The 24,187-nt window shown below is 65.1% G+C and carries 24 protein-coding genes and 1 pseudogene; 7 read left to right on the top strand and 18 right to left on the bottom strand.

Features of this window, described 5'->3' with window-relative positions; translation table 11 throughout:
- Positions 1 to 255: 255 nt before the first annotated feature.
- Together H7I57_RS31205 and H7I57_RS31200 are read right to left on the bottom strand one after the other, a co-directional pair.
- Positions 256 to 852, bottom strand: a complete 597-nt coding sequence (locus tag H7I57_RS31205) for a hypothetical protein (RefSeq protein ID WP_006246603.1) — start codon at positions 850 to 852, stop codon at positions 256 to 258.
- 516 nt (positions 853 to 1,368) lie between these two features.
- Positions 1,369 to 2,841 carry a hypothetical protein gene (locus H7I57_RS31200; protein ID WP_234713914.1) on the bottom strand — a complete coding sequence of 491 codons (1,473 nt, stop codon included), beginning with the start codon at positions 2,839 to 2,841 and terminating at the stop codon, positions 1,369 to 1,371.
- A 990-nt stretch (positions 2,842 to 3,831) separates the two neighbouring features.
- Here H7I57_RS31200 and H7I57_RS31195 point away from each other — a divergent pair.
- Together H7I57_RS31195 and H7I57_RS31190 are read left to right on the top strand one after the other, a co-directional pair.
- Positions 3,832 to 4,875 carry a hypothetical protein gene (locus tag H7I57_RS31195; RefSeq protein ID WP_013470136.1) on the top strand — a complete coding sequence of 348 codons (1,044 nt, stop codon included), beginning with the start codon at positions 3,832 to 3,834 and terminating at the stop codon, positions 4,873 to 4,875.
- Between the two features lie 29 nt (positions 4,876 to 4,904).
- Complete coding sequence (locus H7I57_RS31190) at positions 4,905 to 5,087, top strand: hypothetical protein (RefSeq protein ID WP_048469548.1); 183 nt, start codon at positions 4,905 to 4,907, stop codon at positions 5,085 to 5,087.
- A gap of 1,568 nt (positions 5,088 to 6,655) precedes the next feature.
- On the opposite strand, the gene H7I57_RS31185 is transcribed toward H7I57_RS31190, so the two are convergent.
- Positions 6,656 to 7,291: a hypothetical protein gene (locus tag H7I57_RS31185; protein WP_234713907.1), complete on the bottom strand. Its 636-nt coding sequence runs from the start codon at positions 7,289 to 7,291 to the stop codon at positions 6,656 to 6,658.
- Between the two features lie 51 nt (positions 7,292 to 7,342).
- On the bottom strand, positions 7,343 to 7,639 hold the full coding sequence (locus tag H7I57_RS31180; RefSeq protein WP_006246597.1) for a WhiB family transcriptional regulator: 297 nt from the start codon (positions 7,637 to 7,639) through the stop codon (positions 7,343 to 7,345).
- Positions 7,640 to 7,851: 212 nt separating this feature from the next.
- On the opposite strand from H7I57_RS31180, the gene H7I57_RS31175 reads away from it, so the two are divergent.
- On the top strand, positions 7,852 to 8,583 hold the full coding sequence (locus H7I57_RS31175) for a helix-turn-helix domain-containing protein (RefSeq protein WP_006246596.1): 732 nt from the start codon (positions 7,852 to 7,854) through the stop codon (positions 8,581 to 8,583).
- Positions 8,584 to 8,642: 59 nt separating this feature from the next.
- Positions 8,643 to 8,960 carry a thermonuclease family protein gene (locus tag H7I57_RS31170; protein ID WP_006246595.1) on the top strand — a complete coding sequence of 106 codons (318 nt, stop codon included), beginning with the start codon at positions 8,643 to 8,645 and terminating at the stop codon, positions 8,958 to 8,960.
- A gap of 115 nt (positions 8,961 to 9,075) precedes the next feature.
- Here the strand turns inward: H7I57_RS31170 and H7I57_RS31165 are convergent, their stop codons facing one another.
- From H7I57_RS31165 to H7I57_RS31140, 6 genes are all read right to left on the bottom strand, one after another.
- On the bottom strand, positions 9,076 to 9,705 hold the full coding sequence (locus H7I57_RS31165) for a class I SAM-dependent methyltransferase (RefSeq protein WP_006246594.1): 630 nt from the start codon (positions 9,703 to 9,705) through the stop codon (positions 9,076 to 9,078).
- A 26-nt stretch (positions 9,706 to 9,731) separates the two neighbouring features.
- Complete coding sequence (locus H7I57_RS31160; RefSeq protein WP_006246593.1) at positions 9,732 to 10,343, bottom strand: methyltransferase family protein; 612 nt, start codon at positions 10,341 to 10,343, stop codon at positions 9,732 to 9,734.
- Between the two features lie 79 nt (positions 10,344 to 10,422).
- Entirely contained in the window at positions 10,423 to 11,085 is a 663-nt protein-coding gene (locus H7I57_RS31155) for a DsbA family protein (protein WP_006246592.1), read from the bottom strand.
- Positions 11,086 to 11,730 carry a class I SAM-dependent methyltransferase gene (locus H7I57_RS31150; RefSeq protein ID WP_006246591.1) on the bottom strand — a complete coding sequence of 215 codons (645 nt, stop codon included), beginning with the start codon at positions 11,728 to 11,730 and terminating at the stop codon, positions 11,086 to 11,088.
- A complete protein-coding gene (locus tag H7I57_RS31145; protein ID WP_006246590.1) occupies positions 11,727 to 12,431 on the bottom strand; it encodes an adenylate/guanylate cyclase domain-containing protein in 705 nt (234 codons plus the stop codon). The genes H7I57_RS31150 and H7I57_RS31145 overlap by 4 nt, the downstream gene beginning before the upstream one ends.
- A complete protein-coding gene (locus tag H7I57_RS31140) occupies positions 12,406 to 13,044 on the bottom strand; it encodes a methyltransferase family protein (protein ID WP_006246589.1) in 639 nt (212 codons plus the stop codon). The genes H7I57_RS31145 and H7I57_RS31140 overlap by 26 nt, the downstream gene beginning before the upstream one ends.
- Before the next feature lie 116 nt (positions 13,045 to 13,160).
- Here H7I57_RS31140 and H7I57_RS31135 point away from each other — a divergent pair, with 116 nt between their 5' ends.
- Both H7I57_RS31135 and H7I57_RS31130 read left to right on the top strand, forming a co-directional pair.
- Complete coding sequence (locus tag H7I57_RS31135; RefSeq protein ID WP_013470139.1) at positions 13,161 to 13,532, top strand: ArsR/SmtB family transcription factor; 372 nt, start codon at positions 13,161 to 13,163, stop codon at positions 13,530 to 13,532.
- On the top strand, positions 13,529 to 15,508 hold the full coding sequence (locus tag H7I57_RS31130) for a heavy metal translocating P-type ATPase (protein ID WP_006246587.1): 1,980 nt from the start codon (positions 13,529 to 13,531) through the stop codon (positions 15,506 to 15,508). The genes H7I57_RS31135 and H7I57_RS31130 overlap by 4 nt, the downstream gene beginning before the upstream one ends.
- A 306-nt stretch (positions 15,509 to 15,814) precedes the next feature.
- Here H7I57_RS31130 and H7I57_RS31120 read toward each other — a convergent pair whose 3' ends face one another.
- The 6 genes and pseudogenes from H7I57_RS31120 to H7I57_RS31095 form a co-directional block, all read right to left on the bottom strand.
- On the bottom strand, positions 15,815 to 16,282 hold the full coding sequence (locus tag H7I57_RS31120) for an arsenate-mycothiol transferase ArsC (protein ID WP_006246586.1): 468 nt from the start codon (positions 16,280 to 16,282) through the stop codon (positions 15,815 to 15,817).
- Between the two features lie 30 nt (positions 16,283 to 16,312).
- Positions 16,313 to 16,981, bottom strand: coding sequence for an arsenate reductase ArsC (locus H7I57_RS31115; RefSeq protein WP_013470140.1), 669 nt, complete (start codon positions 16,979 to 16,981; stop codon positions 16,313 to 16,315).
- Positions 16,982 to 17,022: 41 nt separating this feature from the next.
- Positions 17,023 to 18,096: pseudogene (gene arsB / locus H7I57_RS31110) on the bottom strand (ACR3 family arsenite efflux transporter); the annotation flags it as partial.
- Complete coding sequence (locus H7I57_RS31105) at positions 18,093 to 18,467, bottom strand: ArsR/SmtB family transcription factor (protein ID WP_003887763.1); 375 nt, start codon at positions 18,465 to 18,467, stop codon at positions 18,093 to 18,095. The gene H7I57_RS31105 and the pseudogene arsB, both read right to left, overlap by 4 nt.
- A 43-nt stretch (positions 18,468 to 18,510) precedes the next feature.
- The gene (locus H7I57_RS31100; RefSeq protein WP_013470141.1) at positions 18,511 to 19,023 is read right to left on the bottom strand and encodes a DinB family protein; all 513 of its coding nucleotides are present in this window, start codon (positions 19,021 to 19,023) and stop codon (positions 18,511 to 18,513) included.
- Positions 19,024 to 19,080: 57 nt separating this feature from the next.
- A complete protein-coding gene (locus H7I57_RS31095) occupies positions 19,081 to 19,557 on the bottom strand; it encodes an ArsI/CadI family heavy metal resistance metalloenzyme (RefSeq protein ID WP_013470142.1) in 477 nt (158 codons plus the stop codon).
- A gap of 101 nt (positions 19,558 to 19,658) precedes the next feature.
- Between H7I57_RS31095 and H7I57_RS31090 the strand changes: the two genes are divergently transcribed.
- The gene (locus H7I57_RS31090; RefSeq protein ID WP_003887760.1) at positions 19,659 to 20,018 is read left to right on the top strand and encodes an Rv2640c family ArsR-like transcriptional regulator; all 360 of its coding nucleotides are present in this window, start codon (positions 19,659 to 19,661) and stop codon (positions 20,016 to 20,018) included.
- 31 nt (positions 20,019 to 20,049) lie between these two features.
- Here H7I57_RS31090 and H7I57_RS31085 read toward each other — a convergent pair whose 3' ends face one another.
- A complete protein-coding gene (locus H7I57_RS31085) occupies positions 20,050 to 22,428 on the bottom strand; it encodes a tyrosine-type recombinase/integrase (RefSeq protein WP_013470143.1) in 2,379 nt (792 codons plus the stop codon).
- Positions 22,428 to 23,651, bottom strand: coding sequence for a tyrosine-type recombinase/integrase (locus H7I57_RS31080; protein ID WP_013470144.1), 1,224 nt, complete (start codon positions 23,649 to 23,651; stop codon positions 22,428 to 22,430). Before H7I57_RS31080 ends, H7I57_RS31085 begins: the two co-directional genes overlap by 1 nt.
- Between the last annotated feature and the right edge of the window lie 536 nt (positions 23,652 to 24,187).

The raw sequence follows: 24,187 nt of genomic DNA, 5'->3' as shown, positions 1-24,187 counted from the left end.
AATACGCTCTGACTAGGCGTTATGCGCGAACCGTACGTAGGCACATAGGACTACGCGGCCGCTGTGCCGGCTGTAGTGGACGCTGAGTCACCTGAAGTGCTTTTAGCCGTAGCCACCTAGTCGGCGCGGCGTTCGTGGCCCTGCGCCGCGCGTGGACGGTTTTCCCACTTCAGTGCGGGCAACGCCGACGGGCCGCGCCGCTGTTCTGCGGGGCCGAGCCTTTTCGGGCCGGCGGGGAAATCGTCGGCCAGGCGCCTATGTGCGGTGGGGAGGCGGATCGGGCGGAGCTAGTGCGCTGATGTCGTCTGGGGTGAGTAATTGGCCCAGGATGTCCTGGTAGTTGCTGGCTGCTTTCGCGAAGCTATTGGCGGAATCTCGATACTGCCCGGCGACGGCCCAGTGTCGATCGGTAAGTGCGCGGTAGTCGTCGATCAGTGCGGCGGCGCCATCACTTGCTTGTTGAAAGTCCTGAACGGCGTTGAGGAGGATTGATTGGTTGGCGCGGAGGATTCTATTGACTTCCTCGGCGGCGGCGGCGGACGCACGTGCTTGAGCTTCATCGTTGCGGGCCCGAGCTTCGGCGGCACGGGCTTGCTCTAGATCGCGCTCAAGCCCAGCGATGGCTTCCAAGAGCTCGCGCGAGTCGGAGGTAGCGGACGCGCGGCTGGAGGATGCGACCTGGTCGGCGTAGACGTAGTAGGTGGGCCGTTGGCCGGCGAGCGTCGACCCTCCGTCGAGTTGACCAGCCTCGACCATCCGTTTAACGGTTCGCCAGTCTTTGCCGAGAAGTTTGGCCGCTTGGGCCAGGGAGATGGTCGGGCGACCAGCATGCGGGGGTTGGGAAGTGCCCATTTCCACCCCTCTAACGCTGATCACGCATGAATGGAACTACTATACCGCCCCTATGGCCCAACGATGACGGTACTGAACAGGCCTTTTGGCGGTATTACCTACATCTATCGACATCGGACACGCGGGACCGGGTTAGCCAACGCTGCACTGGTCGACCGCTACTATATCGATGTCGGTTATTCCGACATTTCTGCAGGCAGACGCTGTGTGCATGGCGGCACGGCTCAACATGATCGGAGCTGGATATGGCGGAGACGTCCACGACGGCTACCTCGGGCCGTCGGCATCGGCCTGATTGGCAACGCCGGGAAGTGCGCGCCTCCCCGAAGATGGTCGCGCGGCGGGTGACCACAGACGACCACGCAGTGTTAAAGAGGTTCGCTGAGGCGAATGGTACGGCGATCGCCGAGATGATCGCGCCGGCCGTCGACGCTTTGATTGAGCAGGCGCGGGAATTCTGCCAAGACCTTGACTCGCAACAGCAAGACTCGCACGCGAGAGCTTCGTAACTTCAGGCTATGCGGCCACGATACGGCCGCCCAGTAATTCCGCGATGAGCTCGATGGCATCGAGATCATCGGCTCCGGGGTCGTAATGTGGTGGGCCAGTGGCCATCACTGACTCCAGCCATGCAGCGTGCTCAGCGTCGTCCGCGACTTCTTGGCCAGCGTCCAATGATGGTGGGGGAGTGCCGCCGATCTGAGTCAGATCTCGCTGTCGTGCACGCTCAAGGAGCCAGGTTCGCCAGGCGGCGCGCTCCTCACGGTGCTTCGCCAACCGTTCCTGCCTTGTTTCATGGAGGTGGTGGCGGTTCGCTATGTCATCGAGGCTGTGAGTTCCCGCCGCCACCGTGCCACGGCCCGTGACGGCGATGAGGCCTGCTACCCGCAGGTCGGTAATCATCGTGTCCGCTGTGGCGCGGGGCAGGGCAGCAGCAGCGTACAGATCCGCACGCCTCGTCATGCCGTGGTATGCGACGAGTTCATAGATACGTCGGAGATGGTGACCAAGCACCACCCATGCGTCGTGGACCGGTTCAATGCGCACACGCTCGGCACGCCCCGCCATGGTTTGAATCTTGTTTTGCGTGGTCAGCGCGTAGACGTCAGGCTCTGTTGCGATGTGCTTTCGTACAAGGATCAGTGGCGAGCCAGGACGCTCCCGTAGGTCGGCCAGCACGCGCCACATTGTGTCCTCGCTGAGTAGCCCGGCGCCCAACGACAGCGTCCGGCCGCCCACACCTACCAGCCACACACCCGATCGTTGTTCCCCGGCCACTAGGGCGTGGAAAGCGACGGTCTGCAGTACTGCGTGAACTGTCCATCGGTACCGCTTGCCGGTGAACTCACCGTCTGCCCAGGCCATTGCGTTTGCCAGCCACGCCCGCAAAGGCTGTGGCCCCCGGTACCCCCTGTGCCCCCCCGGTGAGTACTTATTCTTGTGCCGCGGGGGTGAGGATTTTAAGACGTTGTCGATCAGCCAGCTAGTTGCTTTGTCGATGTCGCGGGCGAGAGCGTCCTCGGCCCGGTGCTGATAGCGGCGGTAGGCACTGCCAAGTCCGTGTTCCCACGGACCCCCGGTGCTGATCATGTCGCGGAGCGTGGCCAGGCTGTGGCCTCGCGCTATGGCCTGGGTGACGACAGCCATGCGGGCTTCATGGTTGGACTGCCAAGTCGGGCGCGCGGGCGTCACGACGGCACGGGTGGCGTAGGCCTCGACGTCGGCGGGCAGGGGATCGCTGCGTACATACGCAGCAGCGATGGTTTGTGTCTCGCCTTCGCCGTGAAGGTAGTCGGCGCGGCTGCCGGCCGTTGGGGTTGCGGCATAGGGGGTGCTGGGACCACGCGACTTGAGTGCGCCGAGCAGCATGTACAGCCGGGGCAACAGGTCGGGCTGTGATCGCGTCGTCAGTGTTGCGATCGCGTCATCAAGCGAGCCGACTAGCTGGCGATAGCCGCCTTCGCGGCAGGGACTGCCCGGCGGGGTCATGCAACCTGTCTCGGCGTTGGTGTTGGGAGTGATGTCGAGAGTGGGGAGACGAGCTGCTAGGAGTCGGACCAAGGGCACCATTTCGTCAAGTGACGCTGAGGTGCCTATTGCGAGCGGACACAGGAGGTGGCCGCCGCCGCTAGTGGATCTGTCTGCAATGATCGCGCCCCCGCATTGGGTCAGCCATGAGGTCGCCGCGGCCATGTCGGCCTCGACGGCTGCGCGCCCGTAGCGTTTGGCATCGAAGTCGAGCCAGAGTATTTGGGTTCGGCGGCGGCTGTACAAGTAGACCGCAGCCGGCCGGGAAGGAAGCCGATCGGTGCGCTTGGTCGTTTCGCTGAACTTGCCAGTGTCTCTGCTGCACACTCGCATTCGGGAGCGCCCCGGAGCTGCCACGAGACGTGCGAGTCGTTTCCATACGAGCTCTGGCGCCGGTCCACTTGCTTGGTGTGTCTGCGCGTGGGCATCAGCCGTCATGGTCATGGCTGTGCCACCGAGTCCAGTTGGCGGCCAGCATTATTGATGTCTCGGCTGCGGTGAATGCGCGCAGCGCTGAGTGCGCTATTGCGGCTCACATGGGCGTCCTTTATCCTGGAGCCCGTCGCTGTGCCCTGAGAAGCGCAGCGTCGGCCCCAAAATCGGTCGTGGAAAATGCGGTTGTGGTGGCTCCGTGAACTGAAGTTGGCCCTTCAGTTCACATCTCGGATTCCCCGTCGATACGGCGGGGATTTCGAGTTTTAGGGGCCGGCGTCACGCTCGTGGCGACAGGTGTGCCGTGTGGCCAATGTGGTCGACGCTCCTCCTGGTTCTCGTGTTGCGGTCGAGTTTGACATGAAGTGGTCGGTTTAACCGACCAGACACGCCTAATGCCGGCCACAAAAATGCAGTACTGCGAACGGGCCGGCTTCCTAGTTGCACTATCAGGAGTGTGTGGCGTAGCGGCCAAAATCGTGCACGAAGACCCAGCGCACGAGTCATAGGGTCGGTGTCATGAGTCGCTCTCCTGACGACACCGTGCCCCAGCGCAGCGCAGCGGAGAAGGCCGCCTGGTCGACGATGCGCGCAGATCGCCGTTTCCTATGGTTCTGGCTGAGTGTCGCCACGGCATTGTCGGTCGCCGGCAACGTGGGCCACGCATGGTTGGAACTGCCGACCGAAGGCAGTCGGTGGATGGCCATCGGCTGGGCATCGGCACCACCTGCGCTGCTAATGCTCGCGATCCATGGCCTGCCCACACTGGCGCGGATGCTCGATCGCGCTGCGCGCGACAAGATTCTGTCTGTCGTGGTGTGGGGGGTGACTGTCGGAGCTTTCGGTTGGTCGGCGTTTGGGATCTACGGGTTCACGGTCGAAATGGGTATCCCGGCCGAGATGGCTTGGGTGGCACCTCTTGTCATCGATCTGTCCGTATTTGGCGCTACCCGCGGCCTGGTGCTGACTGCCCCTGTGGCGGCGCGCATGAAGGCAGGCATGCAACCTCTACGGTCTGAGGAAACGTTGTTGCCGACTACGCAGTATGCGCATGACGGTTCCCACTCGGCGATCAAGCCTGCGGCGGCACCGCGAACTGCCGCAGATAGAGTTCCAATGCCCTCAGGGGCACCCGCCGTGGCAGCGCGTCTTGACTCGCCGGCCAGGAACGAGACCGGTACAGGACCGGCGGTGACTCTTTCGGCCGAACAATCTGCGCCACCGAATGCTCCAATGCCACAGAAGGCTCCGGAACGGGCGCTGTCCGCGGTGCCGGCGGCGGGGCGTATTCCGGTGCAGATCCGTCCTGAATCCGTGCCCACGACCGACGATGACTCGACCACCAAAAGCCGTGCTCGTGCTGATCGGTGGTGGCCGGTGGCTGAGTCGATGGTGCGCGAGGGAGTGACGTCCAAAGATCCGGATCTGGTTGCCAAGATCCTGGCCGAGAGCGAGGCTGGCACCCCACCGAGCACTATTGGCCGCCGGCACGAAGTTCACCACACGACGGTGACTCGTATCCTCACGGCCGCAGAGCAATTCGCCGACGTCAGCGCTGGCTAGGAGCGATCTCCGCTCGCCCGCCAGGCTCAGTGGCCATCACCGGGCCGGCGGGCGGCGCGATTGCGTTGGAGCCGTCGCAGTTCAGCGAACGCCGCTGTGTGGCCGGGCCCACCGACCGCTCGGCGGCCTTCCTCGCGGGCGCGACGATTCTCGGCGCGCTCTGCCTCAAACGCTGCGCGTGCACGAGTCTGGCGGGCGCGCTCTGCGGCTAGGCGTGCGGTTTCGGCGGCCGCGGGTCGGTCGTCTAGTCCGTTGTGCGCCAGGTGCCAGGCGATGATTGAGCGGACCAATCCGATGGGCTTGTACGGTCTCTCGGGCATCCAGTGCCCGCCGGTGCCTTGCCAATCGGCGAGCAGCTGGTTGAGATCGTCGGCTGTCCAGCGGTGAGCCGCCAGCGCGGCCAGAATCCTTGCCCATGCCTTGGGGGAGTGTTGACGCGCCCACCGCGGTGTTCGTTCGTCACGGAGCCAGTCACAAGCCAACAAGTAGGCCACGCGTGGCGTTGGGGCAATTTCTGGTCGTCGCCGGCGGATCTCCTTTGTCGATGCTGGGCGCGGAGCGCCGCCTCTTGTGTGGGCCGTATGGCCCCCGGCGCAGCTGGATACAACTTTTTTACTAGAGATCAAGAGATAAGAACTTAAAAGAGACCCCTTACGGGGGTGGGGTGACAGGGGTAGGACCGGCGCGTGATGCAGCGCCCACACTGATGCCCAACCGCGGTGACGATCCCCGACGCGCCAGGACGCGAACCGCTCTGCACGGGTACGCTGCCTACCCCGCAGGACCTCCGTGGCCAAGCCCAACAACCGCAGAGTGGTGTCGGCCCGCTGCACGGTGCGTACGGACAGACCGGTATCGCGGGCAAGCCGCGCATTGGTTGGCCGGCTATTGCGCCCGGTTGTCCAGTCCGCGTAGCGGGCTCGTGCCTCAGCGACACGTACGAGGGCGCGCAATGAGATGGGGTTGCTCGGCATCGCGGGGCGGACTTTGGTGTCGTAGTGGCTGAGGTAGGCGATGGGGACCGCGACGCGGGCCCATCGTTGTTCGCCGGACAGCCAGCATGGCACGCCGGCGTAGGTATCTTCGTCGAGTTCGAGGTGAATCGCTGTTGGTGTGCGGCCGGCTACCTCGTGGGATAACTGGTGCAGGAAGTGCTGCGTTGCTGCCGACGAGGTCTGGCTGGCCTGTCGTTGCCGGCATGAGCGGGTACGGGCGGTGCCGCGTCGCGGCCTGGTTTTGCTCGTTCCGCGGTACCCGCGGTCAACCTTTTCTGGTCCCGCCAATCTGCGTTCACGGTGCGCAACGACTGGTGCTCCACGCGGGCGTGCGCTACCGTGAGAGGTGTCTTGCACGACAGCTCCCTAGGGATAGGGGCGAGAGCACGAGCCGAGCCTGGTAACTCGGATAACTTCAGATGGCGTTCACCCTCGGACTGGTACTCCGGGGGTTTCGCCGTTTCTGAGGCTCTCGCGTTGTTCAAATGTCATGTGCGGCAACCTGGTCGCCACTGGTGGTGGTCGTGGCCAGGTAGCGGCGTTAGTCGCTGGTGTGTGGGGATACCTCCTTGGCTTGGAGTCCACGGAGGCGGCAGCTCGGGGCGCGAGTAGCCAGATACTGACTGCCCGACAAGGCACCGCTATCGCCCCGTAGGTGGCGAATCCGTTGGGAGACTCTGGAGTAGGGGTGCACGGCCAGCCGCAGACAGTGCCGGGTCACTGGCTCGGGCTCTGCGTCAACCATGGTCAGACGATCGTCGAATTGGCGGACTCCTTGGGGGTGGTCATAGCCGCCGCCGGTTGAGGTTCTCTATGACGTGCGCGACTCCGAACAAAGGGCTGTTGGCGTGACGTTGCGCCGCCGCGAGACGGACCATTCGACAGGCGATTTCGGCGATAGCGCGCTCGACAGCTTCGATATCGTCGGCTGTGAGGGCGTTGTAGTTGAGCTGCACACGCAGCATGGTGGTGTATCCGTGCTGCCCGATCACAGCACGGCAGCGGTCGATACCGGGCCGGCCATAAGTCATGGTCACCGTTTCGTCGGATGTCCGCACTGCGATGCGACCGCTCACATCGAGCGCTCTTGCAGGTGATGCCGTTGGGTGATCCCTGCCGGCGCCGCATTCCTGGGCTGCCGGCTGCAGGCCTGTTATGTCACTGGGGCCGTTCGACGCGACGGGCACAGCCAGCCGTTGGCCGGTTGCCATTGACCAGCAGACGTGCCGGCCGTGTTTGGAGGTGCGCTGCACGGTGCCGTTGCGCTGGAGGCTGAGGAGTTGTCGGTAGACACGTTCGTGAGTGGCGGGATGCCGGCGAACGCTGCTGGTGGTGAGGCATTGAGCCAGGGCCGCGTAGACCTGTGCGGTACTCAGTGGCTCGTCGGCCGCGCTGAGGATCGCAATGATGTTCTGGCGCATTGTGTTTCGTCCCTCGCGGGGGTTATCCATGAGGATGGCCGCCCGCCGGACCTATTCGTCGTCGAGATCTTCTGCAACGTCGAAACCGCCGTGAGCGGCCAAGGAGCGCAGTTGGCGCAGCGCGAACTTGCGGCCGCGTCCCTCTTTGGGCAGGTGCACCCCGGACCACATGCCTTCGGCGCCCGGCGTGTCGAGGGCATCCTTGGCGCATTGCCAGCGTCGGGGGCAGCCCCGGCAGAGGGTCTTGAGTTCGGGGTCGTTGCCGCCGGCCGCCCACCTGTCGGGGTCTGAGACGCAGGGCTGTGCATTGCTGCTGCGGATTACCGGTCGTTCGAGTGTCACGGTCACTGAAGCTCCTCCCACTGAGCTATCGAATGATCTGGACTCTAGCACTAAAGTATCGCAGTGCAATACTTTCATCGTATTGCAACGCACACCCAGGAGAGATAGCGGCCACAAACCAGGGAAATCTAGAACGCAAGCACCTGCGCCGCCACCGATGACTCCTTTTGCGGGTGCGATATCCCGATCGGCCGATACCTGCTGGTTACACTGACGCCGTGGAAGACGGCGCACCGGACCCTGGCATTGCTCGTGCCGGCGCGACCGTCGCAGCTCGGCGGCGCGAACTCGGGATCTCTCAGCGCCAGCTCGCCCGTGAGGGGATCATCAACGCGACTGCGCTGATCCGCTTCGAGAAGGGGCGCACCTGGCCGCGTGAACGCACTAGACACGTGCTCGAAGAAATATTGCAGTGGCCGGCGGGAACGATAGCGCGTATCCGCGACGGCGAACCGGCAGAGGCTTTCATGGGCACTGGCAGCGCAGACAGCGCCGATGGCGAATTTTTGGCGTCGTTGGTGGCTGATGCGGTCCAGCCAGCGCTCATTCGTTTTGATCAAGCTATCGCCGATCTGCCGCCGGCCGATGCACCAGAGTTCGTCGATCACGCCTCGGTGATTCTGGCCGATCTGCGCAAGTTGGAACAGATAGGAGCCCGGGCGGTACGGCATAGCCGCGGGTCAGCAGTGGAGGTGGTCAAGGCGCTCGGCGTGATTCGGCGCCGCTACGACGAGCTGATGCTGCGCACTAGCGAGCATCCGGCCGCAACGCTGGGTCAGAGGCTCTACGCTGCGCGTCATCGCACCAATCTGACTGCGAGTGAGGTCGCGGCGATCAGCGGGTTGCCGGATGAGCTCGTCGTGGCGGTGGAGAACGGCGCAGCGGTTGACGATGCGGAGAAGGCCGCGCGCATCGAAGCACTCATCCAGGACCTGGATTCAGACCACTAGAGACCGCCAGGCCGCATTTTTGTGCATGTGGCGTGTGTCTGCTGCGCGAAAATGGTTGTATGCGTCCAGGACTGCTCGCCCTGTTGTTCGGTGTCGCCGCGTTGGCCGGGTGTGCCCCGGTCTCTGCGGAGTCTGGTTCCGCTGTGGTGTTGCGTGTGGTCGATGGTGACACCCTCGATGTGCGCGACGACGGGCGTGGCCGACTGCGCGTGCGGGTTCTAGGGATCAATACTCCGGAGACTAAGCCGCCTGCTCAGTGTTGGGGCGCTGAGGCGACTGAGTTCGCCGAGGCTACGTTGCTGAACAAGCGAGTGGTACTGGTGGGCGATCCGAGCCAGGACGCGCGGGATCGGTATGGGCGGACTTATCTGCACTAGTCAATCCGGTTCACCGGGGCCGGTCATCAGTCGGAGTCTTTGGAGCCTTCGAGGGCGCGGCTGAGCTGTTGATGTGGGACAGCTCTAGCTGGATGGTCGGTGAGTTCGCGTCGGGTTACGTGGTTTTGCGGGCGGTGAGGCGTTCGACGAGGCCGAGTTTGAAGCGTTCGACGCGTTCGATGTCGAGGTTGGGGTCGTTGCGGATGTGGTTGAGGGGGCGGCGCAGGAAGTGTTCGCCGCCGAGGGGAACGGTGAACAGTTCGAGGAAGCGTTGCACGGCTCGGGCGGGGGCGACGCTGCTGCGGATGTGATCGACCAGGATGAGTTGTCCGCCGGGGCGCAGGACGCGGGTCATTTCGTTGAGGGCTTTGGTGTGGTCGGGGATGGCGCAGAGCCCGAAGGTGCAGACGACGGTGTCGAAGGTGGCGTCGTCGAACGGTAGGTGGTGGGCGTCGGCTTGTTGCAGCGTGGCGGGGTGGCCGAGGTCGGCGGCACGTTGACGAGCCAGGTCGAGCATCTGTTCGCTCCAGTCGATCCCGGTCAGCGTGACGGTGTCGGGGTAGAACTCGAGGTTGAGGCCGGTGCCGACGGCGACTTCCAGGGTGGTGCCGGCCGCTTGGCTGCAGACCCATTGGCGGGAGTCGCCGAACAGGTGGCGGTCAAAGAATCCGATTTCGCGGTCGTAGGTACGGGATTTCTTGTCCCAGTATCGGTTCCATCGGGCGGTGCGATCACCGGTGGCCATGGTTCACCTCGATTCGAGTCGGCCAGTCAGACGATTCGGGTGCGTCCGATGTGGGGAACAAACCGGCCGACCGTCTCACAGTAGTCCCGGTAGGCCTGGCCGTGGATAGCGTTGAGATAGGGCTCTTCGACGACGCGGACCTGCAGCTCGATGGTGGCCAGCAGCACGACGAACGCGACCAGGGCGAGCGGGTTGGGGGTCATCAGGGTGATGCCGGCGGCGAAGATCAGCATCGCGGTGAAGATGGGGTTGCGCACCAGCCCGAACACACCACGGAGCACCAATGTGGTGGTCTCACTGGGGTCGACGCCAATCCGCCAGGACTCGCCCATGTCGCGCTGGGCGTAGAGGGTGGCCGCGATACCCGCCACCGCCAGCACCGTCCCGCCCACCTGAATCCACGGCGCCTGCAGGAGCGCGATCGGGGTGAGGATGCCGAGCAGTTGCAGCAGCGGTGCGGCCGCCCCGGCGAGGATGGCAGCGATGAATCCGGCGCCGGCGAACCATTCCAGCGAGCCAGGCCGGCCGTGGATGCCGCGAAACCCGGTCGAGCCGGTGCGGCGGTGCTGGGTCCAGCTGCGCCAGCCGAACCCTAAGACGGCAAAGACCAGGTAGAGAACGAGCGCGGTGGCGGGCATGGGTGAACCTCCTGGCCGGACTGAGATGAGTGTCGATGTGGAGAGGGGCGGTCAAGCCGATGGATGCGGCAGGCCGCGCCTAGTTCTCGGCGAGCGCTTGATCGAAGGCCTGGGCTAGGTCTTCATAGCTGTGTGGCTGGATGCGGGTGTCGTTGAGGAAGAAGGTCGGGGTGCCCTGCACGCCCAAGGCGCGGCCGTCGGCCATGTCGAGTTGGATGCGTTCGAGGGTGGCGGGATTGGCGTAGGCCGCGTCGAACTCGGCCATGTCCAGGCCGAGTTCTGTTGCGAATCCGCGGAATACGTCATCGGCTGGGGTTTGCTTTTCACCCCACTGGGCTTGGGTGTCATACATTTTGCGATACATCGCCTCCAGTTGGCCTTGCTGGGCGGCGGCTTCCACCGCGCGGGCGGCCCGCTCGGCGTTGACGTGGGCTTGCAGCGGGAAGTAGCGGATCACGAAATTCACCCGGTCGCCGTATTCGGCCCGCGCTTTTTCGATCTCTGGGTAGACCGCGCGGCAGCCCTCGCATTCGAAGTCGAGAAACTCCACGAACGTCACCGTGCTGTCGGGCACCGTGTTGAGTCGGTGGCTGTTCTCGCGCACCACCTGCCCGGCCTCGCCGGTATCGGGCTGTGCCGTGGTGGTCGAGTCGCGGTCGCGCACTGACAGGTAGACCAGCGCCCCGATCGCCATGGCGGCGATGACGAACGCGGTGAGCAGGATGCGGCTGGTGCGCGCCATTCAGATACCTCTTTTGTGGGCGTGGACGATCTGGAACGGGGCGGCCCAGCTGCGCGCGGGCAGATGGGTGGTGACGGCCAGTCCGTGTGCGGTGAATGCGTCGGCCAGGCCGGTGCCCAGGACGTCGCGGGCGTGGGGTCGTTCGGCGAGCCGCATGTAGGTCTCGAAGATGGTGCGGGCGGTGGGTGGTGGGTCGAGGTCGATGGCGATGACCTGGCCGGCGAGACGTAGAACGCGGATGGCTTCGTCGATGGCGCGGTGGCGGATGTCGGTGGGCAGTTCGTGCCAGCCGAACACGCTCATCACCACGTCGAAGGTGTCATTGCCGAACGGCAGTGCGGCGGCGTCACCTTCATGCAGCGCCACGGTACCGATCCCGGCGCGGGTGAGGTAGCGGCGGCCGACGGCCAGCATTTCCGGGGAGATGTCGAGGCAATCCACTCGTGTGCTCGGGGATTTGCGGGCGAGCAGGCGGGCGGCGTAGCCGGTGCCGCCGCACAGTTCGAGCACTCGTTTCGGTTTCTGGTCGGCGACGAGCTGGGCGAGCCGGTCATGGGGTCGGCCGGGGATGAACCGGTTGCCGGCTTCGAACAGCGGTCCGGCCAGGGCGAATTTGAGCCGGTTGCGGCCCCAGGGGCGGCTCATGTCGGCTGCCGTTCACTGGCGGTGACCGGGAGTGTCGATGTGTAAGTGCTTGGGGTGGTGGTGAATTGGTGGGCGCAGTCGGTCGAGCAGAACCACCAATCCCGGTCCTGGTAGCGGCGTCGCGCCCGGGCGGTTTCCGGGTTGATCCGCATGCCGCAGACCGGGTCGCGGGGGTAGCGGGCCTCGGTCAGGGCCAGCGTGTGTAGCGGAATCGGGGTGGTGATGCTGCGCAGCGGCGGAGCACCGATCGCTGGGGTGGACAGGCCTTGTCGGGTAGCGGCAGCCGCGATCGGGTCGGTGATCACGGCGTGGCCGGCCCCGGCGAGTGCGGTGATGCGGGCGGCGATGTTGACGGTGTGGCCGAACACGTCGCCGCCGCGGGCGATGACGGGTCCGTGATGGATTCCGGCGCGCAGCGCCAGGAACCCGTCCTCGCCGGCGACCTGCTCTGCCAGGTCGGTGAGGGTGGCCAGCATCTGGGTGGGTGTGTCGGCGGTCAACATGACCGCGTCCCCGATCGTCTTCACCAGCCTCACGCCCGGTTGTAGTGCAGCCTGTGCCAGGTCGGCAAGCCGCGCGGCGAGCTGGGCGGCTTCGTGGTCGCCGCAGATTTCGGTGAGGATGCTGTAGCCGGCCAGGTCGACAAACGCCGCCGTCGCCTCGACCGTGTCGAAGTCAGGTGTAGTGTCGGGCAGCATCATTGGTCTCATCTCTGGTGCGGCCGAGCCACGGTAGGAAGCGCCCCACTCGGGTGGTGTAGTCGCGGTAGGTGTGGCCGTGGACGCGGCGCAGGTAGGGCTCTTCCACTTCGCGCACCTGCAGCTGGATGCCGGCGATCGCGATCAGCAGGCCGGCGATCGCTATCGGGTTGGGCACCATCAGCGTCAGGCCGGTCAGGGTGAGCAGCAGTGTGGTGAAGATCGGGTTGCGCACAATCGCGAACGGGCCGCCGGTGACCAGCTCGGTGCGTTCGGTCTCATCAACCCCGATCCGCCACGAGGCCCCCAACCCCAGCTGGGCCTGCAAGGTCAGCCCGATGCCCACCACCGCAACCGCGATCCCAGTCGCATGAACCAGCAGATGGTCGGCGAAACGCAGTGGGGCGAGCCCGGCCAGGGCCGCCGCTGGGGCGCCGACGCCGACCAGCAGATAGCCCACGTCGGCGAGCGCGAGCGCCCACCATTCCAGGGTGCCGTCGGGCCGCCAACCCCGCCGGTTGCCGCTGTCGCCGATGCGGGCCAGCTGGATCCGGCGCCGACAGGCCCCGATCACCAGCATCAACATCGCGAACAGGCCCAGTGCAGTCAGTGCCATCGCCTGCTCCTTCCCGGTCGGCCCGTCCCCGCCCTGCGTCCTCATCCATCGGGTTGTATCGATGTTGGCGGGGTTGACCGATCAATAGTGTTGGACGCTATCATCGTCGTGTGGCGATGAAAAGTGGTTCGGTCGATCCCGCGATGTGCGGGAATGTGGATGCGGCGACGGCGTTGTTTCACAGCCTCTCGGATGGCACCCGGTTGGCGATCCTGCGCCGGCTGGCGGTCGGTGAGGCGCGGGTGGTGGATCTGACCGGCGAGTTGGGGTTGGCGCAGTCGACGGTGTCGGCGCATCTGGCGTGCCTGCGCGACTGCGGGCTGGTGGATTTCCGGCCGCAGGGCCGCGCCTCGGTGTATCGGCTGGCCCGCCCGGAACTACTGGACATGTTGCGGGCCGCCGAAGCTGTCTTGGAGGCCACCGGCAACGCGGTGGCGTTGTGCCCCAACTACGGCCACCCGACTGAGCGGAAGAAGGTTGGGCGATGAGTGAGGCGTGCGGCTGCGGCAGCGACGACCGCCCCGGCGAGGACGAGCAGGAACCCGAACGGCTTTGGGAGATCACCGAACTGCGCGCCGCCGCGGTGGCGGGCGTGGTGCTTTTGGCCGGCTATGTGGTCGGCTGGTCCGGCGGCCCCCATGCGGTCGAAATCGGCCTGTATGCGCTCGCCTTGGTGATCGGTGCCTACACGTTCGTGCCTTCGACGCTGCGCCGGCTGGCGCAGGGCAAGATCGGGGTCGGCACGCTGATGACGATCGCCGCGGTCGGCGCGGTGATCCTCGGCGAGGTCGGCGAGGCCGCCATGCTGGCGTTCCTGTTCTCCATCAGCGAGGGCCTCGAAGAATACTCCCTCGCCCGCACCCGCCGAGGTCTGCGGGCGTTGTTGTCGCTGGTGCCCGATGAGGCCACCGTGCTCCGCGACGGTACCGAAACCACCATCGCCCCAGCAGAGTTGGCGGTGGGTGACCGGATGCTGGTCAAGCCCGGCGAACGCGTCGCCACCGACGGCACGATCGTGTCGGGGCGCACGGCGCTGGATGTTTCGGCCATCACCGGCGAATCCGTGCCGGTAGAGGCCGGGCCCGGTGATGAGGTGTTCGCCGGGTCGATCAACGGCACCGGCGTGCTGGAGGTTGAGGTCACGTCCACTGCTGCTGACAACTCGTTGGCCCGCATCGTGGCGATCGTGGAGGCCGAGCAGTCCCGCAAGGGCGAAGCCCAGCGCCTGGCCGACCGCATCGCCAAACCCCTGGTCCCCGCGATCATGATCGCCGCGGTCCTCATCGCCGCCATCGGCAGCGTGTTGGGCGATCCGCTGGTGTGGATCGAACGTGCCCTGGTGGTGTTGGTGGCGGCCTCTCCTTGCGCGCTGGCGATCTCGGTGCCGGTCACGGTGGTCGCCGCGATCGGCGCGGCTAGCAAGCTCGGTGTCTTGGTCAAGGGCGGGGCGGCGCTGGAAGCCCTGGGCGCGGTCCGCACGATCGCGCTGGACAAGACAGGCACCCTGACCGCCAACGCACCCACCGTCATCGACGTCGCCACCACCAACGGCGCCACCCGCGAGCACGTGCTGGATGTGGCGGCGGCGTTGGAGGCCCGCAGCGAACACCCCCTCGCGGCAGCGATTCTCGCCGCCGCGCAGGGCCCCGTGCAACCGGCTGATGACGTGCAGGCGGTCACCGGTGCCGGGTTGACCGGCGCGCGGGATGGCCGTCGATTGCGGCTGGGCCGCCCCGGCTGGCTTGACCCCGGCCCGCTGGCCGGCCAGGTCGCGGCCATGCAGGCCGCCGGCGCCACCGCCGTGCTCATCGAAGACAACGACCAGATCATCGGGGCAGTCGCGGTGCGCGATGAGCTGCGGCCCGAAGCCGCCCACGTCGTCGCCCAGCTGCGCCGCGGCGGGTATCAGGTGGCCATGCTCACCGGTGACAACCAAGCGACCGCCCACGCATTGGCCAAGCAGGTGGGCATCGAGGTCGTGCATGCCGATCTGCGGCCCGAAGACAAAGCCGCGCTAATTGGTCAAATGCGCCAACGTTCCTCGACGGCCATGGTCGGTGACGGCGTCAACGACGCCCCGGCCCTGGCCACTGCCGATTTGGGTATCGCCATGGGCGCGATGGGCACCGACGTGGCCATCGAAACCGCCGACGTCGCGCTGATGGGTGAAGACCTGCGCCACCTCACCCAAGCACTGGCCCACGCGCGGCGCGCGAGGCGGATCATGCTGCAAAACGTCGGCCTCTCACTGGCATTGATTACGGTGCTCATTCCGCTCGCCCTCACCGGTGTCCTCGGGCTGGCCGCGGTCGTCGCGGTGCACGAACTCGCCGAAATCGTCGTCATCGCCAACGGCGTGCGCGCCGGACGCACCAAGCCCCTCGGGGGCACCATCATCGAAACCGGAACCGACTCCCACCGGCTGGCCCACACCCGCAACCAGAAGACCACGGCAGCCAGCTGAACTCGGGGCCGCAACATCGGGGTAAGACCCCGGATCGATCACGTCAACGGCGTCGCACTCCGAAGCGCCGCCAGCACGCGATCCCTGGTCGGAAGGTCCAATCGGCACGCATCAGCTGCCAGCTCAGTGCCCGGCTTCATGACATCCATACCATCAACGAGCACTGTTGGCGATGGATATCCACCGACCCTTTCCACCACCACATCTTCAGCGATATCAACCTCAGACAGACACTCGGCGAGCAAGCGCCGAGCCGCCGCCGCATTCGGACATCCCGGGCTCGTGAGAAGTTCCACACGCATACATCTAGCTTCGCTCAATACGCGCGTTGGATCGGGATGGCTGGCCGGTGGGTGGTGTGATCGCGGTGGAAAGGTTGGCGGCCAAGGCCTGGACGCGCGTGGTGATGTCGTCGCGGATGATTCGCATGCGGTCGATTCCGTCGATGCCGCGCAAGGAGGGTTCGTCGGTATCCCACCGCTGGATGGTGACGCCGGGACAGTACTCGTCGAGGTGGGCTTGGCTGCCGACGATGACGACCAGGTCGGCGTCGTCGAGCATCTGCGCGGTGAGTTGGGCGGGCTGATGGTCGCTGATGTCGACGCCGACTTCTGCCAAGGCTTGTACCGAGAGGTCGTTGACGGCGGTCTTGGCGCGGGTGCCCGCCGAGCTGACGTGGATGGTCGGTCCGGCGATCTGGCGCATGAGCCCGGCGGCCATGACCGATTTTCCGGCGTTACTGACGCAGACGAACAACACTGATGTGTCAGCCATATTCGGTGTGTTCCCTTGAGGTTTTCGCGGCTACCGGGTGACGGGCACGTTCAGGTCGGCCAACAAACGGTGGACGCGTTCTTCGATGTCGTCGCGGATCGGGCGGACGGCGTCGAGGCCCTGGCCGGCGGGGTCGGGCAGTTCCCAGTTCTCGTAGCGTTTCCCGGGGAAGATCGGGCAGGCGTCCCCGCAGCCCATGGTGATGACGACGTCGGCCGCCTGCACAATTTCGTCGGTCCAGGGTTTGGGGTATTCGCCAGTGATGTCGATACCGACTTCGTGCATGGCAGCGATCGCGGCGGGGTTGATCTCGTTGCCGGGTTCGGATCCACCGGACCAGGCGACGGCCCGGTCACCGGCCAGGTGGGTGAAGTAGCCCAGCGCCATCTGCGAGCGGCCGGCGTTGTGGGTGCACAGGAACAACACGGTCGGTTTGCCGTCGCTGATCTTTCCTTCCACTCTCGCCAGGGCGTGCAGGCGTTGGCGGGCGAACCGTTCGGCCAACAGCGGCAGGAAGTTCGGAATGGTGGCCCGGCCGGCGAACTGGTCGTAGGACGAATGCAAGAACCGTTCGATGGTTTCGGTACCGAAGGTGCCATCGAACTCACCGCCCAGCCGGGTCGCCGCGGTTTTCAGGGCGAGTTGCTGGTCGATGGACAGATCGTGGCGAAGCTCGTGGGTGACGGGGCTGTCAGTCATGGATTGGGTTCCGTTCTCGTCGTCGAGCCGTCGGCAGGAAGGTGTTGGGAGGTGTGGTGGTGGAACCGGTTGCGCAACGCCAAGGACACGTAGACCAACCCGACCAGGACCGGGACTTCGATCAACGGGCCGACGACGCCGGCCAGGGCTTGGCCGGAGGTGGCGCCGTAGGTGGCGATCGCGACGGCGATGGCGAGTTCGAAGTTGTTGCCCGCGGCGGTGAACGCCAGGGTGGTGGTGCGCTCATAACCGAGATCGAGCATGGTGCCGAGCAGGTAGCCTCCGCCCCACATGATCGCGAAGTACGCTAGTAGCGGCAGGGCGATGCGGGCGACGTCGAACGGTTGGTGGGTGATCTGGTCGCCTTGCAGCGCAAAGAGAATCACGATAGTGAACAGCAGCCCGTAGAGCGCCCACGGCCCGATCCGGGGCAGGAACTTGGCCTCGTACCAGTCACGGCCCTTGGTTTTCTCGCCGAGCCGGCGCGACAGGTAGCCGGCCAGCAGCGGGATGCCCAGAAATATGAGCACGGACTTGGCGATCTGCCACGGGGAGGTGTCGATGGTGGTCTGTTCCAGGCCGAGCCAGCCGGGCAGCACCGACAGATAGAACCAGCCCAGCAGGGCGAACATGATGACCTGGAAGATCGAGTTGAGCGCCACGAGGACGGCGGCGGCTTCCCGGTCGCCGCAGGCCAGGTCGTTCCAGATGATGACCATGGCGATGCAGCGGGCCAGGCCGACGATGATCAGGCCGGTCCGGTATTCGGGCAGGTCGGGCAGCAGCAGCCACGCGAGCGCGAACATCAGCGCGGGGCCGAGCACCCAGTTCAGGACCAGTGAGGACAGCAGCAGCTTGCGGTCGCCGGTGACGGTGTCGAGGCGGTCGTAGCGGACCTTGGCCAGCACCGGGTACATCATGATGAGCAGGCCAAGAGCGATGGGTAGTGAAATCCCGTCCAGCTGAACGCTTTCCAGCGCGGTGTTCAAGCCGGGAACCCAGCGGCCCAGCAGCAACCCGGCGACCATCGCCGCGCCGATCCACAGCGGCAGGAACCGATCCAGGGTGGAGAGCTTGCCCACGACCGCTGGGGCCGGGGTGGTGGTGTCGGTCATGCCGACACCCCGGCGGCTGCGTCAATGCCGAACAGGACGGCGAGGCTGGCCAGCGCGTCGGGCACCACGGCGTAGTACACCCAGGAGGCCCGGCGCTGTGAGGTCAGTAGCCCGGCGTCGCGCAGCACTTTGAGGTGGTGGCTGATGGTCGGTTGTGACACCTCGATGTCGGCGGAGATGTCGCAGACGCAGGCCTCACCACCGGCGTGGCTGGCGATCGCGGAGAACAGCTGCAGGCGTACCGGATCGGCCAGCGCTTTGAGTTTGACCGCCATGTCCGCCGCGTCCGCGGCGGTAAGGGGTTCGCGCAGCAGCGCCCCGGGTGGGCAGCACGCGTCCCCGTCGGTCAACGACTCCTGCGACTTCGACATACATCAATATTGACGGATATCGAAGTTGTTGGCAAATGAAACGTCAGGTGAAGGTGAGTTGGGCGGCGTGGAAGTCGAAGTGGCGCCCGGGGTAGCGGTAGACGTCTTCCAGCGTCATGTAGTCGGAGAAGAACGGATCCCATCCCGGCGGGAAATGCATGCCGCGCCGCAGGGTGTCGTCGGTCTCGCGGGCGAGCCGGTGTTGCAGTGAGTCGATGACCCGGTCGAGTTTGGCGCCCATCCTGCGCCGGTTGTAGACCATGGCGGCGGCGCATGATCCGTAGTAGTTGATTTGATGAAACGGCGTGGTCGCGGCGTTGAGCAACCGGGCGTATGCCCCGCTGACGCGGTCAGGTAGTCGGCCCATCACCCGCACCAGGGGCAGCAGCCGCTGCACGACCATGTAGCCGAACACCATGTGGAACAGCAATTGTTCGTTGGTCCACCGGGTTCCGCGCGTCGGCGCATCCCAGTCGTCGGGGCCGGCGGCCGCCAGTAGCTGGTGGAACGTGACACGCGCGCGCTCCAGATCGGCAGCGATGGCATCGCGGTCCATGCCCCGATCATGCGCCTGCCGCGGCCATGTGACCACGGCCGCGGCAGGTGCGATCGGCTAGCAACAGGACGCTGCGGCGGGGTCAGCCTCCTTGGAGGCTCCGCCGCAACACACCCCACCCTCGCCGTCGGCGGAATCGTCGAGGTGCTGTGGGCTGGTGCCGAAGGTGTCGGAGTCGGCCAGCACCGTGTAGACCTCCCATTTCTCTCCGGCCGGCCCGGTCACCCAGACCTTGTCCTGGGTGGCGAAGCAACACGTGGTGCCGATCTCCTCATCGGTGAACAGCCCCTCGCCGGTCAGGCGGGCGATCTCGGCGTGCACCTTGTCGCTGGATTGGACCTCGACGCCGAGGTGGTTGATGGTGCCGCCCTTACCGGGATTTTCCAGCAGCACCAGCTTCAGCGGCGGCTCGGCGACGGCGAAGTTGGCATAGCCGGGCTTGACCTTGGCGGGGTCGACGCCGAACAGTTTGGTGTAGAACGTGATCGCCTCGTCGAGGTCATCGACGTTGAGGGCGAGTTGCATACGGGACATGATGGACCTCCCACTAGGGATGAGACATATATCGAACTGGCGCGTCGACCTCAGGATGCCACCTTTTTGATATATGTCAAGACAGGTGGCAGGATGGGGTCATGCCCAAAGCGCTGCCCGTGATCGACATGTCCGCCCCGGTGTGCTGCGCCCCGGTCGCCGCGGGCCCGATCAGCGACGCCGATGCCCTGCAGGTCGCGATGCGGCTCAAGGCGCTCGCCGACCCGGTGCGGGTCAAGATGATGTCGCTGCTGTTCAGCTCACGCCCCGGCGAAGAGACCAGCGGCGATCTGGCCGCGGTGCTCGACCTGAGTGAATCCACCGTCAGCCACCACCTGGGCCAGCTCCGCAAAGCCGGGCTGGTGATCTCCGACCGGCGCGGCATGAACGTCTTTCACCGCGTCAAACCCGAAGCCCTGCAGGCACTCTGCGTCGTCCTCGACCCCAACTGCTGCACCTAGCTGTCAGAAGGACGGTCCCTTACTGCTCGCGTCAGGACGTGTGCGCGGCAAGGAGTACCGGGGCCGCCTCGGTGAGGGCTGCCAGCCTCGCCGCCTTGCGGTCGGCGTGTTCAATGGTGAGGCGTAATTGGTTAACGTCGCCCAGCCACCGGTTCTTTTGGGCCTCGACCACCTGGAGGCGAAGGTTGTCACGGATCTCATCGAGCCTTGCGGCCTGGGCCGGTTCAACCTCGCAGAAATCGCACCGGATGCAGGCATGTTCATGGGAACAGTCAGATCCATAGGGGCGGTGGCAATTGCCGAGCGCGATCCGGCGCTGGCCGAAGTGTTCGACGAACTCGTCCCATTCGGCTTGGGTGGGCTCACGGTATTCGGCCGATGGCCGTGCCTGTCTACGGTTGTCGATGAACCGGTCATATGCCTCGAAGACATCTTTCTGATACACCGCGGTGTAGCCGCGCGTGACTTCGATATTGTTGTGGCCCACCATCTTTGCGGCCAAATGGATCGGGAACCCGGCGTTGACGATGTCGGTGATGAAGATCCGGCGAAAGTCGTGTGGCGTGAAATGCAGCGAAGTACCGTCAGCGTCCTTCAAGGCCATGCTGTTGGCCAGCTCTGATAACCACTTTCGGACCGTGCACTGGTTGATTACCCGCGACCGTCCACCCTCTCGGATCTGGATCAGATGCGGCATCGGCGCCGACACCTGGCGTTCCTGTGTGTCGATTCGGCAGCACAGCGGAACGCGGCCATCGATGCTGACGAACTCGACCAGTCGCGCCAAGGTGGTGGTCAACTCCGGGCTGCAGGGAAATATCCGCTCCTGATCGGTCTTGCTCGGTGCGATCTGCAGGAGCGGTATCACGGTGCCATCGGGTTTGCGGTACTGCTTGATGCTCAGATGGGTCAGCTCCAGCATCTCTTCGATCCGGATACCGGTGTGGCGCAACACCTCGATGATCGTCCAGGTCATGAAGGCCCGTGTCACGGTGTAGTGGATGTCAACCCGCTTCTCCGATCCATCCTGCAGAACATGGATGCGCACTCGGTCGGCCCGCTTGCCCGGTGTGTGCTTGATGTAGGTGCTCCCGTGCACGGCGAACGGTTCACCGAACGGCGCTGTCGTCGCGACCGCTTGCAGCTCTGCTGCTTGCACGTACGCCCGCCGGGCTGCAGCGACGAGTGCATCGACGTGCGGGGTGAGGGTGCGGGTGCGGGCATGCATGCGGTGTGCCCGCTGGGCCCGGCGCTTCTGCTGGCCTCGGACGTCGCGGATGCTGACCGGGCATGAGACAGCCCAATGGGCCCACGTCGAGGGATCCTCGTGGGACCAGGCAGCCACGTCGAGGTAGAAGCTGCGGACCGCTCCCAGAATGCTCTCGGCGTGCCGGCGCGGAGTCCCATCCGGTTTGGTGCGCAACCACTCTTTCCAGGCGGATGCCTGGGCCTTCGTCAAACTGATTGTGTCGATGCCGGGGTTGGCGTCTTCGATCGGTTTCCAGAACAGCTTCACCAGGTTTCGGCTGGTTCCGTCCAGGCTGGCGTAGTCCTGACCGACGGCGATCTCGGCGAGGTAGGCGATCAACAGTCCTCGCACGCTGGGAGCTCGCACATTGAAGCGGTCGACCAGTTCGGTGGGACTGAGACGTTTGGCGATGAGGTAGTGCCGCAGGTCGTCGGCTTCACCGGCGAACAGTCCGCCGCGGCGTCCGTAGTGCCACATGGCGAGAAGATCCCCCGGCATCCTGCCGGTCGAGACGAGAAAGTCTCGGTAGGCCAACACATGCTGGCTGTGCAGCTCGGTGATTGGCAGCCCGTTGCAGATGCTGATACGTACCAGGTGGGTGGCGGTTCGCCATTTCTTCACTTCCGGTGCGCCCTCGTGCTCCGCGGCGGCGAAGTAGCGATCCCACGCCTTCGGTTCGTGCGTGGTCGTCCAGTCACGGTAGAACCGCGCCTGCTTGTTCTCGATCAACCAGTCATGGCCGGGACGAATGACCCCCAGCATTATGAGTGCGTTGATCGACAGCCTTGCCCCAAGCCGTGTATGCGATCCGGTTGATAAGGCTGGGCACCACGCCTTCGGCTGGCGATCGGAATCGCTGGCGATCCAACGGTCTTGATAACTGTCGCCGACAAAGCCATCCAGCCAGTCCAATAGGCGACTCAGCCAGAGCCGTGCACCGCTGCGGGCTACTGCCTCGCTGCGGTACTTCTCACTCATCCGTGCCATCACGAGCGGAAGTCCCGCAGTGATGATGCGTTCACGTTCGGCGCAGGTGACAGTGTTTCCGAACCACGGATGGTCCTCGGGCGTCGGGGACAGCGAAGGCAGTACTTCGACTGGATGGTTGGCAAACGCAGACGAACTCGCCAGCGACTGGGCACGCGTGAGCACCCGCGCCATCAGAATGCCCGACCGAAAAGAACTTGGAGATCTTCTGCCGCATAGCCTTTCGCCGGCGTGGGCTGCGGTGACGGGGGTCTATTCCAGTGCTGATCAAGTTTGTCGACGAGTTCGGCTACGGTGGGTCGCAGGTAGCGTGTGGTGCTGGCGATCGACGCGTGCCGCATCAGCTCCTGCATTTCCGCGATGGTCATGTTCTCGTCCTGGGCGAGACGCATGCAGAAGGTGTGCCGGAAGTCATGCATCGTGACGTTGGAGCCCAGCAGCGCGTTGCTGCGTTCAAGGATCTGTCGCATTGCCCAATAGCTCAGCGGCCGCGGTGTGCCGCGCAATGTCAGCCAGACTGGCTCTTCAGGCGGACCCACGGGGCGCTCAGCAAGGTACCGGGCGATCCAGAGATACGCAGTGGGACTGATACGGACCATGACACGACTTCCATTCCCGCCCTTGGGTATTACATCGGCGGTTTGGTCGGCGGCATGGAGCATCCCCCGCCGCATGCTGAGCAGTTCACTGGCGCGTAAACCAGAGGAGATCGCCGTAGCGACAATGGCACGGTCGCGGTTTGTTCTCAGCGATGCAAATACCTCCTCGTACAGGTCGTCGCTGAGCGCGCGCGGCGCACGTTCCACTAGCTTCTGCCGATAAGGCGCGCGCTTTTGGGGGCGCGGGTTATCGAAGTGCTGGCGGTGCACGTCGAGTCGAGTGAGATCGTCGCGCGATTTCGGTACCGGGTTGATGAGCGGCCCGAGATCCGACTCCAGGGCGAACTCGTAGAAGCCACTGAGCGACGACAGTCTGCGATTCATCGACGACCGCGCGTAGGAAGACTCCAGGTAGGCCTTGCCCGTCCGCTCGTTCACAGAACCTGGGGTCGGCCGATGAGTATCCGCACTCGATCCGCGGCGTCGTTGCGGGTTCGCGCGACACCGGTACCACCTCACCCAGTCCCGGACTTCGCCCCGCGTTGCCTGAGTCCACGAAACCTGCAGTGCGCCGAGGAAACGACTCCAGCTCAGTAGGTCGTACGCATAGGCGCGCAGCGTCGCAGGCGAGTTGTCGCACGCGAACAGGTCGGCCAACCACAGATTGACGTGGTTTACGCCGGCACCCGACTCGTCGACCAAACGCCACGGCAACGAGCCCGCATTGCCGCGAACGACCGCACCAAGCCTCGGGACATCGAGAACCTCCACAAGTCTCGGTTCGATCCCGTCATCCATCACAGCCCCTGGTCCGGAAGTTCAATCTGCGTGGAGACTAAACGCACCGGCCGACAAGTTGAGCCTGCACAGCCGCACCACGTGGATCATCCAACTGCAGTTAACCGCACGCTGGCCTACATCCAGACTGCGAAGGAAGGTTTCTCGGTGTTGGGCGCGGCCGCGGGTGCCGGGCGCAGCCACATCTTCGACTCATCCCACCCGCCTCGGCGAGCACGCGAGGTCGCCGTTCGCGGAGGACTCAGCCCGCGGGGCCGGTCGCGGCTTGTGGGGGTCCACCCCGCTTCGGGCAACACCGGCGCCCAGCCGCGCTAGCGAGAGTGCCGGCCGCCAGCAGATTTTGTGTCTGGGTGGTGGGTCTGGGTCGCTGATACTGGTTTCGTGTCGGTTGGCGCGGTGGTGGCTCAGGTCGGTGAGGTGCTGGGCCGCGCGCANTCNCTGTTCGGCGATCCACCGGCCTCCGGACAAGGCCCGGCCGCGGGCTCGGTGATGAAGCTCTCCGGCGCCGGGGAGCTGGTGCGCTCGGGACAAGCGCA

Origin of the sequence: Mycolicibacterium pyrenivorans, assembly GCF_025821625.1 — a bacterium.
GTDB lineage: Bacteria > Actinomycetota > Actinomycetes > Mycobacteriales > Mycobacteriaceae > Mycobacterium > Mycobacterium pyrenivorans.
The sequence above is the reverse complement of the archived record's forward strand: the minus strand, read 5'-3'. Positions and strand labels throughout refer to the sequence as shown.

Bases quoted from the DNA above. Each gene is read 5' to 3' on its own strand.
- H7I57_RS31205 (WP_006246603.1), bottom strand. From the start codon at position 852: ATGGGCACTTCCCAACCCCCGCATGCTGGTCGCCCGACCATCTCCCTG.
- H7I57_RS31090 (WP_003887760.1), top strand. From the start codon at position 19,659: ATGCCCAAAGCGCTGCCCGTGATCGACATGTCCGCCCCGGTGTGCTGC.
- H7I57_RS31140 (WP_006246589.1), bottom strand. From the start codon at position 13,044: ATGGCACTGACTGCACTGGGCCTGTTCGCGATGTTGATGCTGGTGATC.
- H7I57_RS31145 (WP_006246590.1), bottom strand. From the start codon at position 12,431: ATGATGCTGCCCGACACTACACCTGACTTCGACACGGTCGAGGCGACG.
- H7I57_RS31080 (WP_013470144.1), bottom strand. From the start codon at position 23,651: ATGGATGACGGGATCGAACCGAGACTTGTGGAGGTTCTCGATGTCCCG.
- H7I57_RS31200 (WP_234713914.1), bottom strand. From the start codon at position 2,841: ATGACCCCGCCGGGCAGTCCCTGCCGCGAAGGCGGCTATCGCCAGCTA.
- H7I57_RS31085 (WP_013470143.1), bottom strand. From the start codon at position 22,428: ATGGCGCGGGTGCTCACGCGTGCCCAGTCGCTGGCGAGTTCGTCTGCG.
- H7I57_RS31150 (WP_006246591.1), bottom strand. From the start codon at position 11,730: ATGAGCCGCCCCTGGGGCCGCAACCGGCTCAAATTCGCCCTGGCCGGA.
- H7I57_RS31120 (WP_006246586.1), bottom strand. From the start codon at position 16,282: ATGGCTGACACATCAGTGTTGTTCGTCTGCGTCAGTAACGCCGGAAAA.
- H7I57_RS31155 (WP_006246592.1), bottom strand. From the start codon at position 11,085: ATGGCGCGCACCAGCCGCATCCTGCTCACCGCGTTCGTCATCGCCGCC.
- H7I57_RS31135 (WP_013470139.1), top strand. From the start codon at position 13,161: ATGAAAAGTGGTTCGGTCGATCCCGCGATGTGCGGGAATGTGGATGCG.
- H7I57_RS31095 (WP_013470142.1), bottom strand. From the start codon at position 19,557: ATGTCCCGTATGCAACTCGCCCTCAACGTCGATGACCTCGACGAGGCG.
- H7I57_RS31170 (WP_006246595.1), top strand. From the start codon at position 8,643: ATGCGTCCAGGACTGCTCGCCCTGTTGTTCGGTGTCGCCGCGTTGGCC.
- H7I57_RS31185 (WP_234713907.1), bottom strand. From the start codon at position 7,291: ATGCGCCAGAACATCATTGCGATCCTCAGCGCGGCCGACGAGCCACTG.
- H7I57_RS31115 (WP_013470140.1), bottom strand. From the start codon at position 16,981: ATGACTGACAGCCCCGTCACCCACGAGCTTCGCCACGATCTGTCCATC.
- H7I57_RS31100 (WP_013470141.1), bottom strand. From the start codon at position 19,023: ATGGACCGCGATGCCATCGCTGCCGATCTGGAGCGCGCGCGTGTCACG.
- H7I57_RS31165 (WP_006246594.1), bottom strand. From the start codon at position 9,705: ATGGCCACCGGTGATCGCACCGCCCGATGGAACCGATACTGGGACAAG.
- H7I57_RS31160 (WP_006246593.1), bottom strand. From the start codon at position 10,343: ATGCCCGCCACCGCGCTCGTTCTCTACCTGGTCTTTGCCGTCTTAGGG.
- H7I57_RS31130 (WP_006246587.1), top strand. From the start codon at position 13,529: ATGAGTGAGGCGTGCGGCTGCGGCAGCGACGACCGCCCCGGCGAGGAC.
- H7I57_RS31105 (WP_003887763.1), bottom strand. From the start codon at position 18,467: ATGTCGAAGTCGCAGGAGTCGTTGACCGACGGGGACGCGTGCTGCCCA.
- H7I57_RS31195 (WP_013470136.1), top strand. From the start codon at position 3,832: ATGAGTCGCTCTCCTGACGACACCGTGCCCCAGCGCAGCGCAGCGGAG.